We start from the raw sequence: 15658 nt of genomic DNA, 5'->3' as shown, positions 1-15658 counted from the left end.
TTTGGTATATATCGATATTTTAATCGGAGGACAACTAAAATGCAAATAGAAAAAATAAAAATCATTGATATATCCCCAGCAGGATACAACCCTAGAACAATCACAGATGATGAAAAAACAAGATTAAAAAATAGTATTGATAACTTTGGAATAGTTGAACCAATACTAATTAATCTGCAAAATGAAAATCAAATAATCGGAGGACATCAAAGATTCCAAATATTATGGGAACAATACCTCCTCGACAATGATTTATATGCTGAACTAAACTTATTGAAGTTAAATGATTCATACGGATGGGTATTCCCAGACAATGACATCACATTAGATTCAGAAGACATGGAAAAAGCCCTCAACCTAGTATTAAACAATACCAAGGTACAGGGAACATTCGATGGAAACAAACTCGTCCAAATATTCAATGATTTAACTGAATCAGGATTCAACACAAACATAACAGGATTCAACAATGAAGATATTCTTGGCTTCCAAGGATTAAATGAAAAGGCTACTGTTGAAGAAACCTCCACAACTACTGAAGAGGATATCAACTTAGACACAAATATGATAATCCCTGAAGACGAACCAGAATACGATGAATCCATAGCTGACGGTATTGAAACAGTCACTTGTCCAAGGTGTGGGTATGAAATCCCAAAACAAGACTACTCCGAAACCTAAGGTTATATCAACATTTAGCGGATGCGGAGGCTCATCATATGGATATAAACTAGCAGGATATGATGTCCTGTTAGCAGTTGAAATGGATACACATGCCGTAGCAACTTATCAAAAGAACTTCCCAAATACACCAATCTATTATGGTGACATCCATAAGTTAAGTGTTGAAAAAGTCCTTGACATAACTGGATTAATACCAGGAGAACTAGACCTCTTCGACGGGTCACCACCATGTCAAGGATTCAGTACTGCTGGAGCCCGTGACTTCTGCGATACCAAAAACCAACTATACCATGAATACGTCCGATTATTACGTGGATTATATCCAAAGACATTCGTGATGGAAAATGTTTCTGGTATGGTTAAAGGTAATATGAAGATCATCTTCAAAGACATCCTACATGAATTGAAAAACTCAGGTTATGATGTCAGGGCCAAACTGATGAATGCCCAATATTATAATTGTCCAACTAGTCGGCAGAGGATGATATTCATTGGTGTTCGTAAAGATTTGGGCATACCGGCGTCACATCCGAAACCTCAAAATAAACCAATAACCTGTAAACAGAGTATTGGACATTTGGAGGGTAAGATTAAACCTAATAATTCAAGCATCACAAGATATGCAAGATATTTACGTCCAGGTCAAAAGAGTGGTGATGTTCCTAACTTCCCAACTAAGACCAGGGATATTTACAGATTATTACCGAATAGGCCATGTCCAACCATTACACGTAAACCTCAATTAGTTCACTATAAAGAGAATCGTGAATTAGATGTTAAAGAGTTAAGCATATTGCAATCTTTCACATATGAGGATAATGAATTCAATTGGATTGGTTCGGATAATCAAGTCAAAGAACGTATTGGTAATAGTGTACCACCTAACTTGATGAGGGCCATTGCAGAGCATATCCGAGTGAATGTCTTGGAGAAAATTTAACTTTATTTTTTTTTTATTATTTTCAGTTATTACAGTATTAAAAAAAAGAGGAGGGTAATCCTTATGGCTAAGACTAAATTAACTCCAGAATTGCAAGAGAAGTTTTGTGAGGCAATTGAGAATGGGGATAGTATTCTTGGTGCATGTGGATACGTAGGTATATCTGAAAAAACTTATTACAATTGGATTGACAGAGCAGAGAATGCTAAAGGTCGAACCAAGTTTGTTAAGTTCAAAGAATGTGTTGATAAAGCAAAAGCAAAAGCATTGCATAATTTTGAGCAAGTAATAACAAGCGCCAGTATGGAACATTGGCAAGCTGCAGCATGGATGCTTGAAAGAAGACATCCAAACTTGTATGGAAAACGAGATAAAATCGAAGCCGATGTTACTCACAAAGGTTTAACTGGTCTTGCTGATGCCATATCTGCAAGTAAAGAGAAGCATAGGCGAGAATATGAGACCAACTAAGAATTATTTCGAATATGGTGAATTCGGAAGAACAGCCATAAATTTTCTTGAAAACTCAGATGCTTGGATTAACATTGCTCATGGATCAGTAAGGTCCGGAAAAACAATCACCTGCAATGCAAGATGGTTAACATTCTTAGCTGAATCAAAATCCCATGAATTTTTGATAAGTGGAAAAACTTCAAAATCATTGAAAAGGAATGTTATCAATCCATTACTTGCAATGATGAACACCGAAGATATTCCACATGAATATAAAGAATATGACGGTGAATTATACATTGAAGATAAAATATGCTATTGCATGGGATTCAATGATGAGAAAGCCGTAGACGTCATCGCAGGAATGAGTGTTGGTGGATGGTATGCTGATGAGATAGCAAGATGTCCACAATCCGCAGTAGAGATGGCCGTATCACGTTGCAGTGATACCGGTGCAAAAATGTTCTGGAATACCAACCCAGACAGTCCTTATCATTATATTTTCACTAATTACATTAACGACCATGAATTATTAAAAGCCGGAACTGTCAAGACATGGAAGTTCCTCTTGGATGATAATCCAAACTTACCACCGGAATATGTGGAAGAATTGAAACGTGTTAATCAGAAAAGTGAAGTCTTCTACAAAAGAAACATTCTCGGTGAATGGGTTATTGCCGAAGGAGCAATCTATGACATGTTCGACACCAAAGCAAATGTTTTCACATGGAATTACTTGAAAGATGAATTCCCAGAAACTCAAAAAATTCATGAGATTAACTTATGCTGCGACTACGGAGTCAGTACAGTCACAACCTTCGGAGTAATGGGCATACACAGAGACCTCAATCAAGGCAACACCTATTACTTACTCGAGGAAACCTACTACGATAAAGAAGATATTGGAGTAGCACAATCAGACTCTGAAAGGGTCGATGATATTGTCAGATTACAAGACAAATACCAATTAAACGAAAACAATAGCATCTACCTACCACACGACGCAGCATCATTAAAAACGGCTTGTCAAAAAGACAGTCGAGTTAAAATCAAAATCAAAACCTATGTACCAGATACATATGAAGATATTAAGAAAACCCAAGACTTAATAGCTAACAATAAATTCTTAATACATCAAGACTGTGTCAATAGCATAAGCCAAGCACAGACTTACAGTTGGGATAAAAGAGCCCAACAACGTGGTGAAGACAAACCATTAAAAATAAACGACCACTGCCCCGACATGTGGAGAGGCGGACTATATGGTCCAGCTAATATAACAACCCCTGCAACACCATTAGGTGTAATCTACTTTTAAAGGAGAATCATTTTTATGTTAGATAATTTTCGCATGAATATAAAATCCAAATTCAGGAATGCTGTAATGCCAGTACTCCGAAAACCATACACGGATAGTTTATTCCAACAATATGTCCGTGATTATCATTTCTTATTTAATACAGTAAATAAAACAGCTGGACATTATGGTTTCTTCAAACAAGCTCAAGACAATCCATATGTCTACAGTTGTGTAAACGCAATCAGCGACACATTCCTGATTAATGGATTTAAAATAAACAACCCTGATGAATTTCATGTTAATGTAAATAATGTAAGATACCTTACAAATTTATTCAATAGCCCAGAAGCTAATCAATCAAGTTTAACATTCCCAGTATTCATTAAACAAATCGTAAACTCATTCGAATTAGTTGGAGACACTTTCATTGAAGTCAACTATGAAGAATTCGATTACGACCATAACAATTACCATATCATAAACGGATTACAATATGTCCCTGCAAGCTTGCTTAGATGGTTTGATGATACTGACCAGTATGGTTTCAGGAACAAACCAAATATCAGATATGAACCTGAAGAATTAATCCATATCTACGAACCAAGCATTAATTTCCGTGAATCTAAATTTGGTGAATCTAAATTGGAGAAAATCCAAAAACCATTATTGATGATGTGGCTTGGATTGGATTATAATCAGAAGCTCATGGAGAATGAGGGTATTGATCCAACCGCAATATTATCCTTTGATAAGGATATTAATAATGATGAATTCAATGCTGAACTGTTACGTTTACAAGCTATGATCCAATCACAAGTGAATAAGCATGGTGGAATGCTAGCCGTTAAAGGAGCATCTTACCAATCTGCTAATGTGAATAATAAGGATATGGATTATGTTAATATGATGAATATGTGCCGTGACATGATAATCAGTTTATTCCGTGTTCCACCTGCAATGATTGGTGTAATCGAAACCGCCAATCTCGGAAGCGGTAATGGTGAAGCTCAAAAAGAACAATTCAAAAATGTCATGAACGCCAAGGCCAAGTTTTATGAATCTGCATTCAACAAGGCATTAGGCAGTAATGGTTTTGATGAAGTCTTTGAATTCAATGAAATGGATATTGAAGATGAATTGAAACGTGCCAACATTGAATCAACCCAGATACGTGATGGAATACGTACTGTAAATGAAATCCGTAAGACTTATGGATGGGACCCAGTTGATTGGGGTAACGAACCATTAGGATACGGCCAAGCCGGTGTCAACCAACTATTCAATACAGAGCAAAAAAGCTTAAAATTAGAAAATAAGAATTTACAGAAAGCTTTACTCATGGAAAGAATAAGGAATGAATACAAATGACCACTCTTACTACTGATAGTCACGCATTAACAAATCAACTATTAATAAATGAGTTGGATTTATGGGAATTATTTGACAGTAAAAGCATGGAAGATAATCATGCAAAACAATTCTATCAAATGATTTCTGATCTAATCGACACTGATTTAGGTGCAAGTATTGACTGGTTAGATAGTGAAGAAGCCCATCAATTATTCCTGAAAGATGCTGATATTGAAAAAGAAATCTTCGATGCCTTAGAAGATGCATGGGATACTATATTTGATAATCATTATGAGAAAGTAGATGACTTATTAGATGCAATATACGATGCTGGTAAAAAAAGAGGATACAATAATATCCGAGAAACTATCCGTTATACTGATGCGGATATTCAAGCTATCCGCTTAGCTAAAGATTATAATTTTGATTTAATTAAAAATTTAACTAATGATTTACATTCCACTGTTAAATATAAAATCTTACAAGGGATTATTACTGGTGAAAACCCATATAACTTATCCAGAACATTAACTAAAGCCGGTGTTACACGTTTAGATGGTTCACCATTTTCTGCACGTCAAAGAGCTACAATGATAGCTAAAACTGAAACCAGTCGTATGCAGAATACTGGTATGTTGCAGTCTTATGTTAATGAGGGTTATACTCAGGTTAAACTTTTAACTGCTGAAGATGATGATGTTTGCACTACTTGTCTTGAGTATGCTTATAAGTTTAATAATGATGAACCTCGTGTTTTTTCACCAGGTTTACTTAAAAGAGAAAAAGTTCATGATATTGTTAAACTTATTAAAGGTGGACATTTTCCTCCATTTCATCCGTTTTGTAGATGTACTTATTTAACTGTTTGGGAAACTAAACAGGATGCTCCGGATAATCCGCCGATTATTAATTTAACTCCTACTTCTGCTGAGATTAGGTTTGCTGAAGATGGTTTACCTGAACCTACACGGGAACAGTTGATGAAAAATTTGCGTCCGGGTGAACGTGAGAAGTATGAGAATTATAAACGTAATATTCCTAAACAGGAAGAATGGTTGAAGAATAATCCTAATGCTCCTGCAGAGGAAATAGCTAAACATCAGAAACGTTTAGCTTTTCTTAAAAAGAAATTCAATGAATTGAAAAAGAAAGCTTTAGGTAATGATGCACATCCAAAACCTAAACCAGCTCCTAAACCTAAAAAGGAAAAGCCGATTGGTAAACATAAACCGGATGAACCTAAACCGGAACCGGAACCTTTACCTGAAGTCAAATATGATGAAAAAGTATCTGACTTGAAAAAAGACTTACCATTAACAGATGAAGCTTTAGATGAAGTCCTGAAATGGTCCAGTAAAAAAGTCAAAAACAAAAACAGATATGGATATGAATTCAATCCAGAAACTGGAGAATTAATCGGTAAAGAAATCAGAGGAAAACAAGGAGTCATCCAATTCCGAGATTATTATGTTGATAAACCTTTCAACAGCATCCGAACCATATCCAATAGTGAGGGTCAAACATTCCCTAGTGAAACTGATATAAAATATTCAAGAGCATTATCTGGTGGAGATCATATAATTGTTTCTGATAAAGAATTATGGTATATTCGAACTCCAGAAAAATTAGATTTACATACTGTTAATCATGGCCAATATGAAGTTGATGTGGTATTTAAAAAAGCTGAATTAGCTGCTACCAAGAAAGTTATTGAAGCCAAATCACAGAACAAACTTGATGATAAACAGTTAAAAGAGTTATATGATAAAACTTATGGTGATACCTTACTTAAAGAATTCAATACTCGTGAATGGGTTGACCGTGGATTCAGTATCCGCAGAGGATATCGTGAAGATTATAAAGAACCTCGTAAAAGAAAAACTAATAGTCAACCTAAGACTAAACAATCCAAACCAACATCTGAATTGAATTATGATAACTTGAAAACTCCTGAAGATGTTGCAGCATATTATGGATTGGATTATGAGCGTGGTGTTGATGGTAAAGGTAGGCCAACTCAGAAGTTTACAGATCACTTAACTTATACTGATACTAAGACTGGTAAGACAATTAATCATGATGTTGAAATTACTTTTGATGTTTATTTCACAAAGAATACTGGAGCTAAAAAATATATTGATAATACCAACTCCGGTAAATGTACTTATGATTTGAAAGAAATCATTAAGATGTATAAAGAAGCCCCAGAGATTTTTAAATTCGCAACAAGGGGAATTGACTTTGTTAATGAGAATAAACGACGTACTTTAGGTTATACTAGATATACTGATAAGCGAGTTAGGATATTGCCTAATTCATTTAACAGAATTCAAACCGAAAGGGGTAATGTTAGACAAACCATGTATCATGAAATGAGTCATTGTCTTGATTTCAGTTTAATTAAAAAAGAATTGATTGATGCAGTTAAGAATCCTCAGAAATATTCTAGTGCTGAAGTATGGGATGCACGTGAAAGATTAAACCGCCGTGAATATGGAATCTGTTCCACTAAAGAGTGGAAAGAGATTGTTAAGAAAGAAGAGAAATGGTTACGTGATAATGGTTATCCTGTTGAGCATTGTTCCTGGTATGGTGATGGTTGGCGTAATATAGATATCTCTGAGAATTGGGCTGAAACTGGTTCGATGGCTGCAATGGATGATTTATCTGATAAGTCTCAAGCTACCATGCAAAGGAAAGTTAATCCTTATGGGTATGATATGGTTTATTGGGATGAGTGGATTAAACTTCACTGGATTACCTACAATTGGGCAGTTGAAAAATGGAGAAGTCTTAAGCCAACTGATTTCACTTATATCTAAAAGTATATATAGTGATTGTGTATAACCTATTAATAAGTATCAATTGGAGAATTACCATGCTTGTTAAAGATTTACTTGATAAATTTGGTTTATTCCTTAAACTATCTGATAATATTCTTAATATTGAAGTAGAAGGAAGTTATGATTCTTATTCTACTGAGAAGTTTGAGGATGATACTTTTTATCGTTTTGAAGATGATTTGCATGAGCTTCTTATTAGTGAAACTGCTGATGAGGCTCTGTGGTATACTGTTTCTCCTGCTCCAGGTTTACCTGGTAAAGGTGGGGGTTATGATAAGGATGGTATTCAAATTAGTGTTACTTAATCTTGTTTTTAATTCTTTTATTCTGCATTAGTTTATTTTTGAGGTCATGATCTTTGAGTGAAGGATTGTGGCCTTTTTTAATAGACTACCACTAATGTAAAAAATAATTTACAAAGTTACAATTGTTTCAAACCACCAACAAAATATCATATGATGATTACAAAAAACATGAGGTTCAAACCCTCAAATCATCACAACAAAAAAAATGGTGTAAAAAAAAAATATTCTTCTGTCAAATAAAAAACCATTTTTAAAAATATGCAAAAATATAATCTCCGAAATTTTAAAGGATATAAAAGTACGAATTGGAGTTTTTTAGACCCTTGAAAAAAGCAGTTTCTCCATTATCAAAAAACTGCCCATCTCTAAATAATAAAATAATCTAAATCATAAGTTCAAAGTCATTTCGCTACCTTAAAATGATTCCACCTGAACAAGTGGCTAAACTATTCAATGTACGCAATTTCTAACATCGAACGACATTTACACTAAATGTCAACCAAAAATAAATAGAGTTTCCTCACTCTTTGTTTGACCAAACATACAGGGGATAAAACGTTATGTCATAAAACTATCCTCATATTTTCCCCCACATATCTACAAAACTGCGACTCTGCTTTCTGCGTCTTTTGCGACAAAACCTATGAAAAAATCAGAGAAGGAGGAACATGATATGAGAAAAAACACAATAATCCTTTTCACTCACTAATTCTCATCATAAGGATTAACGGGAATCATATCACATATCCTCCTTCACTCTTTCACGTCCTGTATATAAAATCTACGTATGCAGTCCTAAAAAGGATTAATAATGAAAATTTTTTATCTCTCTCAATTTTTCTTTTATTAATCCTTTTTCACCTCCTTTAAAATCAATATTATTATTTTTTTTCAATTCACATGTTCTTTAAAAAAATGAAGTAATTTAACCCATCTTAGCTACGCTTAGAAATCCCTACCTCATTTTTTAATTCACTTTTAAGCTAGTGAAAAGAACACTCCAAATTTAAAAAAAACATTTTTTGTGATACAAAATGACAACCGAAGCTTTAGAATATCGTGTCTATGGATTACCCATCGAATCAAAATCCTACGACATGAACGACGATGGAACATTAACAATAATAGGTGTTGCATCCACCACCAACAAAGACTATGCTAATGAAATCGTATCACCAGAAGTTTTAGAATCATTAGCAAAACAAGCCGTTGGAATCAACATATACAGAGACCACAACCGGCACTACGAAGGTGGAATAGGAGCAGTTATCGAAGCATGGGTGGACGATAACCAACTCTGGATCAAAGGAAAAATCCTATCAGAATATGCAAAAGGAATAAAAGAACGCCTCGACATAGGCATGAACTTTGGTTTCAGCATAAGCGGATTCCCTAAGAAACAAAGAGTACCCGAAGGCCTATTAATTGTTGATTACGACTTGAAAGACATTACTCTAACCTATATCCCAATGAACTGGGACACCTACGGTACTGTCGAGTACAAAAGCCAAAATTTGATAGCCAGCAACTGTTTGACTGGTGCATGTTATCATGCGATAACAAATGATGATGGTGAAACAATGGAAAACAAAGACAATGATAAAATTGAAGAAAAAATTCCAGAAGAACCAGTAGAAGACAAAGACATTGACGATGCTGGTTTATCTGACACACAATTAAATCAAGTAAAAGATTTGTTAAACGAGGTCACCGCAGAATTAGAACCTCGCATAATCGACAATCTTAAACCAGAACTTGAAACAATAGCTAGCGATGTTGCAAGTAAAACTGCCGAAGAAATCACAGAAAGATTAATTGCAGAATTCAAAGCTACACAAACTGTTCAAGAAGAAGCTGCTGATGAAACTGTTGATGAAAAAGAACTTCCTGTCAAAGAAGAATGCAAAGACGAATCTGAAGTCATTGAAACTGAAGAAGAAGAAGTCAAAACAGAACCAGGAATAAGCGAACCTGAAAACGGTGAACTCGAAGAAGAAGAAAAAGACGAATCTGAACTTGAAGAAGAAACTACTGAAGATGAAGAAGAAGAGATTGATGAAAAATCAATGGATGAAAAAATCCATGATGAACTCGTCAAACAAATGAACAGTAAATCCTTCATGTCAAAATATGACCAATTCAGAAAAGAACAATCTAAAAAATCTACCCGTAAATTAGAAGAAAAATCCGCTGATGATGAAATCAAACGTGATATGTACGGTAGAAACTTAGATTACATCTAATTAATTTTTAAATTTTCAAAATAGTTTTAGTTAAATTTTTTTTTAAACTATTCCCGCTTTTTTATATATAAAAAAATTTTTTTAGGAGATAATTTTTATGATATCTTTAGAAGAAAGAATTTTAAATGAACAAAACTTTAATGTGAAATTTGCTGACGGAGCATTCGATGCAAATGGTAAATTAAACCCTGCTTGGGCTGAACCTGAATTTGAAAATGATTTCTACACCCCTGTTCAAAAAGAACCTGAACTTTTAAAACAATCCCGTGTAATAACCATGAAATCATTAATGTACGATTTAGATGATCTTGAAATCAACCTCGATTTCGATGCACAAAGAGACACCACTACTGGTGCAAGTACCGACATAACATCTAACGAAACCGTACCTAAATTCACCAGGAAACAATTATTAGCTGTACCTTTACAAGCTATGACCAGCATCAGCAGAAACTTCTTATTAGAAAACATTGCTGATGAAGAATTCTTGTCAATCTACACTAGTTATGTTGGTGAACAAACTGGTCCTGCTGTAGAAAGATTCGGTGTTTTCGCTGACTCAACTGTAACTACTCAAACTGGTGAAGCAACTGGTTTTGCAACTAACAATGGATTATTAGCTCAAGCAAAAGCTATTGCTGCAGATGCAACTAATCCAGCTGCAGGTTTCGCACCATTAGCATATTCCAATACTGCATTGGAAGCATTATGCAATGCAATCGAAGTGTACATTGACCAAGACGGTAACATGAAAAACGCTAACGCTGTTGTACCTCCTCAAATGTACAGTAAAATCGTTAAAGACATTGCAGCTCGTGAATCTGAATTTGGTGACGTTACCTTGAAAGATGGTAAAATCCCTATGGTAATGGGTATGGAAGTTAAACAAGATAACATCCTCAGAGAAACCCGTCACGCATGGGGTACCATGAAATTTGATACCACCACTGGCTTACCTAAAGGCAATGGTTCCAATGTAACTGATTTAAGATATGCTTTCATTGGTGAACCTTCCAATGTTGCATTCGGTATGTTACACGACCCAGAAATACTCAACCAATGGGATATCAACATCCTCGGATACAGAGTTGCTGTTGTTGCTAATGTGGATGCTAAAATCCACAGAGACACCGATACTATTGTTTTACCTTATACCAAAACTGCAAAATCTAACTCATAGATTTTGCACTTCTTAATTTTTTTTTTAAGGGTTGTGATTTATTATGACTAGATTTAATGATTTATCTTTAAAACAAAAAGGTAGTAAAGAAGACCGTTTTGATATTCTTGCTGCTGAAATTGATGCAACCGCTGCTGGGGATTCCACTATTGCGGGTAAAGTTGAAGCATTAGAAACTGCTGTTGGTGCTGCTACTGGTGAACATGCAGGTGGTCTTGCAAAAGATGTAGCAGATATTGAATCTGCTATTGGCGCTGCCTCTGGTGATGATGCCGGTGGAATATTGAAAGATGTTGCTGATTTGAAAGCTGCTGTTGGTGATGGTGAAACTCAGGATACTTTGGTGTATGATGTTGCAGATATCGTAACTTACATTGGAGAAATTTTAACTGCAAATAGTTTAACTGATCCACGGGCAGGAAACGGTGACGGATAAAAATATATTTTTTTATTTTTTTATTTTTGATTAAAATAACCTGAAAAGGAGGAATTAGATTTTGACAATAATTACTCCTGAACAATTGAAAACTAATTTAGAATTACAAGGGATATCTGATTCTGATATGCCGGATTGTCAGAAATTACAAAGCATAATTGATTTGAAAGTTAATGAAATCACTGCATTAACCGGTTTGCCAGTTAAACCAGTAAACAGAAAACAGATCATTAAAAATTTCAATCATGACACCTTTGAATCAGATTGGTATCCTGTATGTAAAGTAACTTCTTTTAAAATTGGTGGTGTTGAATTAACTGATGATGATTATGTCCTTGATGAAAACTCTGGTATATTTTATCTTAATGGTATCCATACTGGTTTGTTGGTTATTGAATATATTAACAAACTTTCTGATGAAGTTATTTCATCTAAAATCAATCCGTTAATATCTGATATGGTATTATATGGATTCACCGCAATGGATACAACTAATGGTGAAATATCCAGTATACATGAATCTGAACAAAGCATAAGTTATGATACAAGCAATAGCTTAGGGAATCGGATTTATGCAAGAATTGATGGATTGAAATCAAGTTACAGTTCAGCACGCATAAGATGGTTGGTGTAGATTATGCCTGTGTTTTTCCCCAATGAAGAAATCGAATTATACACTTACAGTGAAGATGATTATGATTTCCACGGACCAAAAAACGAATATACTCTTCGTGAAACAGTCAAAGGGAATTTCTCACCATTAACTACAACATCCAGTTTAAAAGAATTTGGTAAAATATTAACTGACACTTATAAATTAATTTTAGATGAAAATACAGAAATCCACGACTCTGACATGGTTGTTGTTAATAATATTAAATATGAAATTATAGGCACACCAGAAAATTGGAATCATGGATTATTACCACATAAAGAAGTATTGTTGCAAAAATTAAGGAATGATTCCAGAGGAGAATAATATGGGTTTATCATTGAAAGTTGAATTCTCTGATTCTTATTATAAAAAATTAGGATTGAAGAATGGTTCTAATTATGAGGATGCATTGGACCGTAGTATAGATCATGTGCTGGCTGATGCTGAGAACATTATTAAACGTGAAGTTCCAAGACCTGGACATTCCATGTCAATGTCTAATCCTCCATATAAACCTACAGGTAATTTGCAACGAAGCATTCATAGAAGAAAACCTAGTAAATGTATTGGAGAATTAAGGAGTAATGCACGGAGTAATGGTGTTTTATATTGGGGATTTGTACAATTTGGTACAAGTAAAATGTCCGCTAATCCATTTGTTACACGTACTGCACGTAAAGCTGCTCCTAGATTGAAAGATTATTTACTGGAAGAATTACAGTCTATGGATGTACTAGATTAAAAAAAAATTAATTATTCTTTTTTGTATGCATGTGCTTGAAAAAGCATTCATCGATTTATTACGAAATTATCTGCCTGTTGATAACAGTAAAATTTTTGCAGGAAGCCGTTTTATTCCAAATGATTTAACTCCTTGTGTTACTGTTCAAACTGCAGATGAATCTTTTCAACGCAGACAATATGTTGAAATTGATAACATCCAATATTCTAGGAAACTGTATAATGCTAGTGTTTGGATTAATGTTTGGTGTAATACTGAAGAAGAAAGACAATCTTTGATTGATGCTATTTATCTTCGTATTAATCAAGCTGAAGAAAATCATTATACGACTTGTTCTAATTTTGAATTTGATTCTAATCATTGTAGTGTAACCGATGAATGTTGTGAAGCGTTAACTTCACAAAACAGTAGGGCTAACAAAAGTAAATGTCCTAACCTAATAAACTATCATTCTTTTTTTGAAATTAACAATATTCCGAAACCAAGTTTTCATATTAATAGTGTTACTGATTTAGATGAATTAGACCCATCGGAACCAATACTACGAACTATTTTCCGTTTAGAGATGGATTATTATAGTTTTTATCGTATTGGGGGAAGATTATTTGATTCTATTAAAATTGATGAGGGTTTATTATGACTAAGAAAAAATCTGAAAAAAATTCTAATAAAACTCCTGCTAAAGCAGCTAAAGAAAAGTTAATTCTTTTTGAAGCTGTGCAACAACATCCTGAAGAAAATTTTGTGATTGTTGGTGCGTTATCTAAAGCAGGATTATTACAACAATACCGTACTGAAGAAGCAGAATATGGTATTGAAGACTTAACTCCTTCCATTACTATGGATGAGTTAAATAAAATCGTTAAAGACTTTTTAGGAGCATAAAACTATGACAATTACATTAACTGAGACTCCAAAAATAAAATACTCTGAAACTAGTACTGATCCAACTGTTGGTGGGGATGGTGCTGAAATTCCAGTTATCATGGGAATTACTGGTAATTCCACTCCAGCTTCAGGGATTTTGACTTTTAGAAATTATAGTGCAGCATGTAAAACTGTGGCTAATGGTGGTATTGGTACTGATACATCTACTAATCCATTACTTGCATTTTTAAAAAAATTCTTTGAAGAAAATGTTCAAAAAGAAAGTAGTGACCTTGTAGTTCCATACGTTTATGTTATTGACCTTGGAACTGGTAGAACTACAACTGGTTCCGGTAATGAAGCTGTAACTACTTTAACTACTGCTACTTTCACTACTGCTTTTGCAAATGCTAAAATTAAAAGAGATGCAACTGCTGAAGTATTGGTTGGTTTTGAGAAAGATGATACTGCAGCACAAATTATTCCACTTATTGATTCTGCATTAGCAGCTATTGCTGCTGACGCAGTAAGAGGAAGTCCACGTATATTATACTTTGGTGTAGATGGCATGACTATGGATGAATTGAAATCATTAACTAATGCTACTAATGCTAAATATGTTCAAGATAGTAGATGTGCATTAGTCGGATTATATAATGAATTTGGTAAAACTTGTGCAAGAATCTTCACTACACATTACAGTGAAGAACCAGGATACGCACCTTACAGATCAGTTGCACCAAACACTTTCATAGAAAGAACTAGCACTGTTGAAGATGCAATCCAGAATGCAGGTATTATCTTTAACCATGATGAAAAACCAGCTAAAAATATTTATCCGAAAATCAATTTAGCGGTAAGTACTAGTTTTGCGAAAGCATCTGATAATAGACCTAATGATTGTTTATTACATGCTAGAAGAAATGTTGATCAATTAATACGTGATGCGTTTGAAGTTATTTATCCTCAATTAAAGAGGAATGAAACCGAAGTTAATTTATCTTATTTACAAGCTGACCTTGACCATCTTGTAAATGAAAAAATACTTGCTGGTTACATGATGGATGGTACTCAAATTTTTGTTGAAGAATCCGCATCCAATCCAATAGAATTAAAAGTTATTGGTGTGGCTGTACCAGTAAATGCTACTGAAATAATTAACTTTGAATTGTACATCAAACCACCTAACACAACTTTAGGAGCATGATACTATGGCAATAACTGTTGATCCAACAAATAATTCATATGACCTTGCTGAAATGAGACTTGACGGGGAAACCATTCTTTCCAATGAAAACAATGTTGACCTTGGAGAAGATGGTGGTGATGTTAAGTATGTAACCAATAGCGAAGACGGTGTTCGCAGAGCTGCTAAAAAGAACACTGCTGAATGGGGATTATCTGGTGTTGAACCAGAATTTTATGATCTACTTTTAGAATATAAATTATCTGGTAAAGTTTTCCCATTACAATTATATAATTTCGGTAAAGGTGGAAAACTCAATCATGTGTTGACTTTAACTCATGCTAAAATTACTGAGTTAAATAAAAGTCATGGGGATGATGGTACAACTATTGATTGTAGCGGTAATGCTTTAGGTGTTGAAAAACCTAAATAAAACCGCTTAAAATTTTTTTCTTTTTTTTTAATTTAAATTTA

At 34.2% G+C, this 15658-nt stretch carries 17 protein-coding genes; all 17 read left to right on the top strand.

Going from position 1 to position 15658, the window contains the following annotated elements:
- The first annotated feature begins 39 nt into the window (after positions 1-39).
- A complete protein-coding gene (locus IJE64_RS07370; RefSeq protein WP_292784168.1) occupies positions 40-681 on the top strand; it encodes a ParB N-terminal domain-containing protein in 642 nt (213 codons plus the stop codon).
- Positions 647-1624: a DNA cytosine methyltransferase gene (locus IJE64_RS07365; RefSeq protein ID WP_292784165.1), complete on the top strand. Its 978-nt coding sequence runs from the start codon at positions 647-649 to the stop codon at positions 1622-1624. The genes IJE64_RS07370 and IJE64_RS07365 overlap by 35 nt, the downstream gene beginning before the upstream one ends.
- A 63-nt stretch (positions 1625-1687) precedes the next feature.
- A complete protein-coding gene (locus tag IJE64_RS07360; RefSeq protein WP_292784162.1) occupies positions 1688-2095 on the top strand; it encodes a hypothetical protein in 408 nt (135 codons plus the stop codon).
- On the top strand, positions 2082-3395 hold the full coding sequence (locus tag IJE64_RS07355; RefSeq protein ID WP_292784160.1) for a PBSX family phage terminase large subunit: 1314 nt from the start codon (positions 2082-2084) through the stop codon (positions 3393-3395). The genes IJE64_RS07360 and IJE64_RS07355 overlap by 14 nt, the downstream gene beginning before the upstream one ends.
- A 15-nt stretch (positions 3396-3410) precedes the next feature.
- Positions 3411-4745: a phage portal protein gene (locus tag IJE64_RS07350; RefSeq protein WP_292784158.1), complete on the top strand. Its 1335-nt coding sequence runs from the start codon at positions 3411-3413 to the stop codon at positions 4743-4745.
- Positions 4742-7549, top strand: a complete 2808-nt coding sequence (locus tag IJE64_RS07345) for a phage minor head protein (protein ID WP_292784156.1) — start codon at positions 4742-4744, stop codon at positions 7547-7549. The genes IJE64_RS07350 and IJE64_RS07345 overlap by 4 nt, the downstream gene beginning before the upstream one ends.
- A gap of 56 nt (positions 7550-7605) precedes the next feature.
- Positions 7606-7875: a hypothetical protein gene (locus IJE64_RS07340; RefSeq protein ID WP_292784154.1), complete on the top strand. Its 270-nt coding sequence runs from the start codon at positions 7606-7608 to the stop codon at positions 7873-7875.
- 1034 nt (positions 7876-8909) lie between these two features.
- Positions 8910-10118, top strand: coding sequence for a hypothetical protein (locus IJE64_RS07335; RefSeq protein WP_292784152.1), 1209 nt, complete (start codon positions 8910-8912; stop codon positions 10116-10118).
- A gap of 97 nt (positions 10119-10215) precedes the next feature.
- Complete coding sequence (locus IJE64_RS07330) at positions 10216-11298, top strand: hypothetical protein (protein ID WP_292784150.1); 1083 nt, start codon at positions 10216-10218, stop codon at positions 11296-11298.
- Positions 11299-11341: 43 nt separating this feature from the next.
- Positions 11342-11734: a hypothetical protein gene (locus tag IJE64_RS07325; protein WP_292784148.1), complete on the top strand. Its 393-nt coding sequence runs from the start codon at positions 11342-11344 to the stop codon at positions 11732-11734.
- A 61-nt stretch (positions 11735-11795) separates the two neighbouring features.
- A complete protein-coding gene (locus tag IJE64_RS07320) occupies positions 11796-12368 on the top strand; it encodes a hypothetical protein (protein ID WP_292784147.1) in 573 nt (190 codons plus the stop codon).
- A 3-nt stretch (positions 12369-12371) separates the two neighbouring features.
- Positions 12372-12713, top strand: coding sequence for a hypothetical protein (locus tag IJE64_RS07315; protein WP_292784145.1), 342 nt, complete (start codon positions 12372-12374; stop codon positions 12711-12713).
- Position 12714: 1 nt separating this feature from the next.
- The gene (locus tag IJE64_RS07310; protein WP_292784143.1) at positions 12715-13131 is read left to right on the top strand and encodes an HK97-gp10 family putative phage morphogenesis protein; all 417 of its coding nucleotides are present in this window, start codon (positions 12715-12717) and stop codon (positions 13129-13131) included.
- A 25-nt stretch (positions 13132-13156) separates the two neighbouring features.
- Entirely contained in the window at positions 13157-13771 is a 615-nt protein-coding gene (locus IJE64_RS07305) for a hypothetical protein (protein ID WP_292784140.1), read from the top strand.
- Positions 13768-14016, top strand: a complete 249-nt coding sequence (locus tag IJE64_RS07300; RefSeq protein ID WP_292784137.1) for a hypothetical protein — start codon at positions 13768-13770, stop codon at positions 14014-14016. The genes IJE64_RS07305 and IJE64_RS07300 overlap by 4 nt, the downstream gene beginning before the upstream one ends.
- A gap of 100 nt (positions 14017-14116) precedes the next feature.
- Entirely contained in the window at positions 14117-15205 is a 1089-nt protein-coding gene (locus IJE64_RS07295) for a hypothetical protein (protein ID WP_292784134.1), read from the top strand.
- Positions 15206-15209: 4 nt separating this feature from the next.
- Positions 15210-15617: a hypothetical protein gene (locus IJE64_RS07290; RefSeq protein ID WP_292784132.1), complete on the top strand. Its 408-nt coding sequence runs from the start codon at positions 15210-15212 to the stop codon at positions 15615-15617.
- Positions 15618-15658: the final 41 nt, after the last annotated feature.

This window comes from Methanobrevibacter sp., from assembly GCF_017409525.1.
Taxonomy (GTDB): Archaea; Methanobacteriota; Methanobacteria; order Methanobacteriales; family Methanobacteriaceae; genus Methanocatella.
The sequence above is the reverse complement of the archived record's forward strand: the minus strand, read 5'-3'. Positions and strand labels throughout refer to the sequence as shown.

What these genes read in the sequence shown, in the direction of transcription:
- IJE64_RS07370 (WP_292784168.1), top strand. Translation starts at nt 40, where the DNA reads ATGCAAATAGAAAAAATAAAAATCATTGATATATCCCCAGCAGGATAC.
- IJE64_RS07365 (WP_292784165.1), top strand. Translation starts at nt 647, where the DNA reads ATGAAATCCCAAAACAAGACTACTCCGAAACCTAAGGTTATATCAACA.
- IJE64_RS07360 (WP_292784162.1), top strand. Translation starts at nt 1,688, where the DNA reads ATGGCTAAGACTAAATTAACTCCAGAATTGCAAGAGAAGTTTTGTGAG.
- IJE64_RS07355 (WP_292784160.1), top strand. Translation starts at nt 2,082, where the DNA reads ATGAGACCAACTAAGAATTATTTCGAATATGGTGAATTCGGAAGAACA.
- IJE64_RS07350 (WP_292784158.1), top strand. Translation starts at nt 3,411, where the DNA reads ATGTTAGATAATTTTCGCATGAATATAAAATCCAAATTCAGGAATGCT.
- IJE64_RS07345 (WP_292784156.1), top strand. Translation starts at nt 4,742, where the DNA reads ATGACCACTCTTACTACTGATAGTCACGCATTAACAAATCAACTATTA.
- IJE64_RS07340 (WP_292784154.1), top strand. Translation starts at nt 7,606, where the DNA reads ATGCTTGTTAAAGATTTACTTGATAAATTTGGTTTATTCCTTAAACTA.
- IJE64_RS07335 (WP_292784152.1), top strand. Translation starts at nt 8,910, where the DNA reads ATGACAACCGAAGCTTTAGAATATCGTGTCTATGGATTACCCATCGAA.
- IJE64_RS07330 (WP_292784150.1), top strand. Translation starts at nt 10,216, where the DNA reads ATGATATCTTTAGAAGAAAGAATTTTAAATGAACAAAACTTTAATGTG.
- IJE64_RS07325 (WP_292784148.1), top strand. Translation starts at nt 11,342, where the DNA reads ATGACTAGATTTAATGATTTATCTTTAAAACAAAAAGGTAGTAAAGAA.
- IJE64_RS07315 (WP_292784145.1), top strand. Translation starts at nt 12,372, where the DNA reads ATGCCTGTGTTTTTCCCCAATGAAGAAATCGAATTATACACTTACAGT.
- IJE64_RS07310 (WP_292784143.1), top strand. Translation starts at nt 12,715, where the DNA reads ATGGGTTTATCATTGAAAGTTGAATTCTCTGATTCTTATTATAAAAAA.
- IJE64_RS07305 (WP_292784140.1), top strand. Translation starts at nt 13,157, where the DNA reads ATGCATGTGCTTGAAAAAGCATTCATCGATTTATTACGAAATTATCTG.
- IJE64_RS07300 (WP_292784137.1), top strand. Translation starts at nt 13,768, where the DNA reads ATGACTAAGAAAAAATCTGAAAAAAATTCTAATAAAACTCCTGCTAAA.
- IJE64_RS07295 (WP_292784134.1), top strand. Translation starts at nt 14,117, where the DNA reads ATGGGAATTACTGGTAATTCCACTCCAGCTTCAGGGATTTTGACTTTT.
- IJE64_RS07290 (WP_292784132.1), top strand. Translation starts at nt 15,210, where the DNA reads ATGGCAATAACTGTTGATCCAACAAATAATTCATATGACCTTGCTGAA.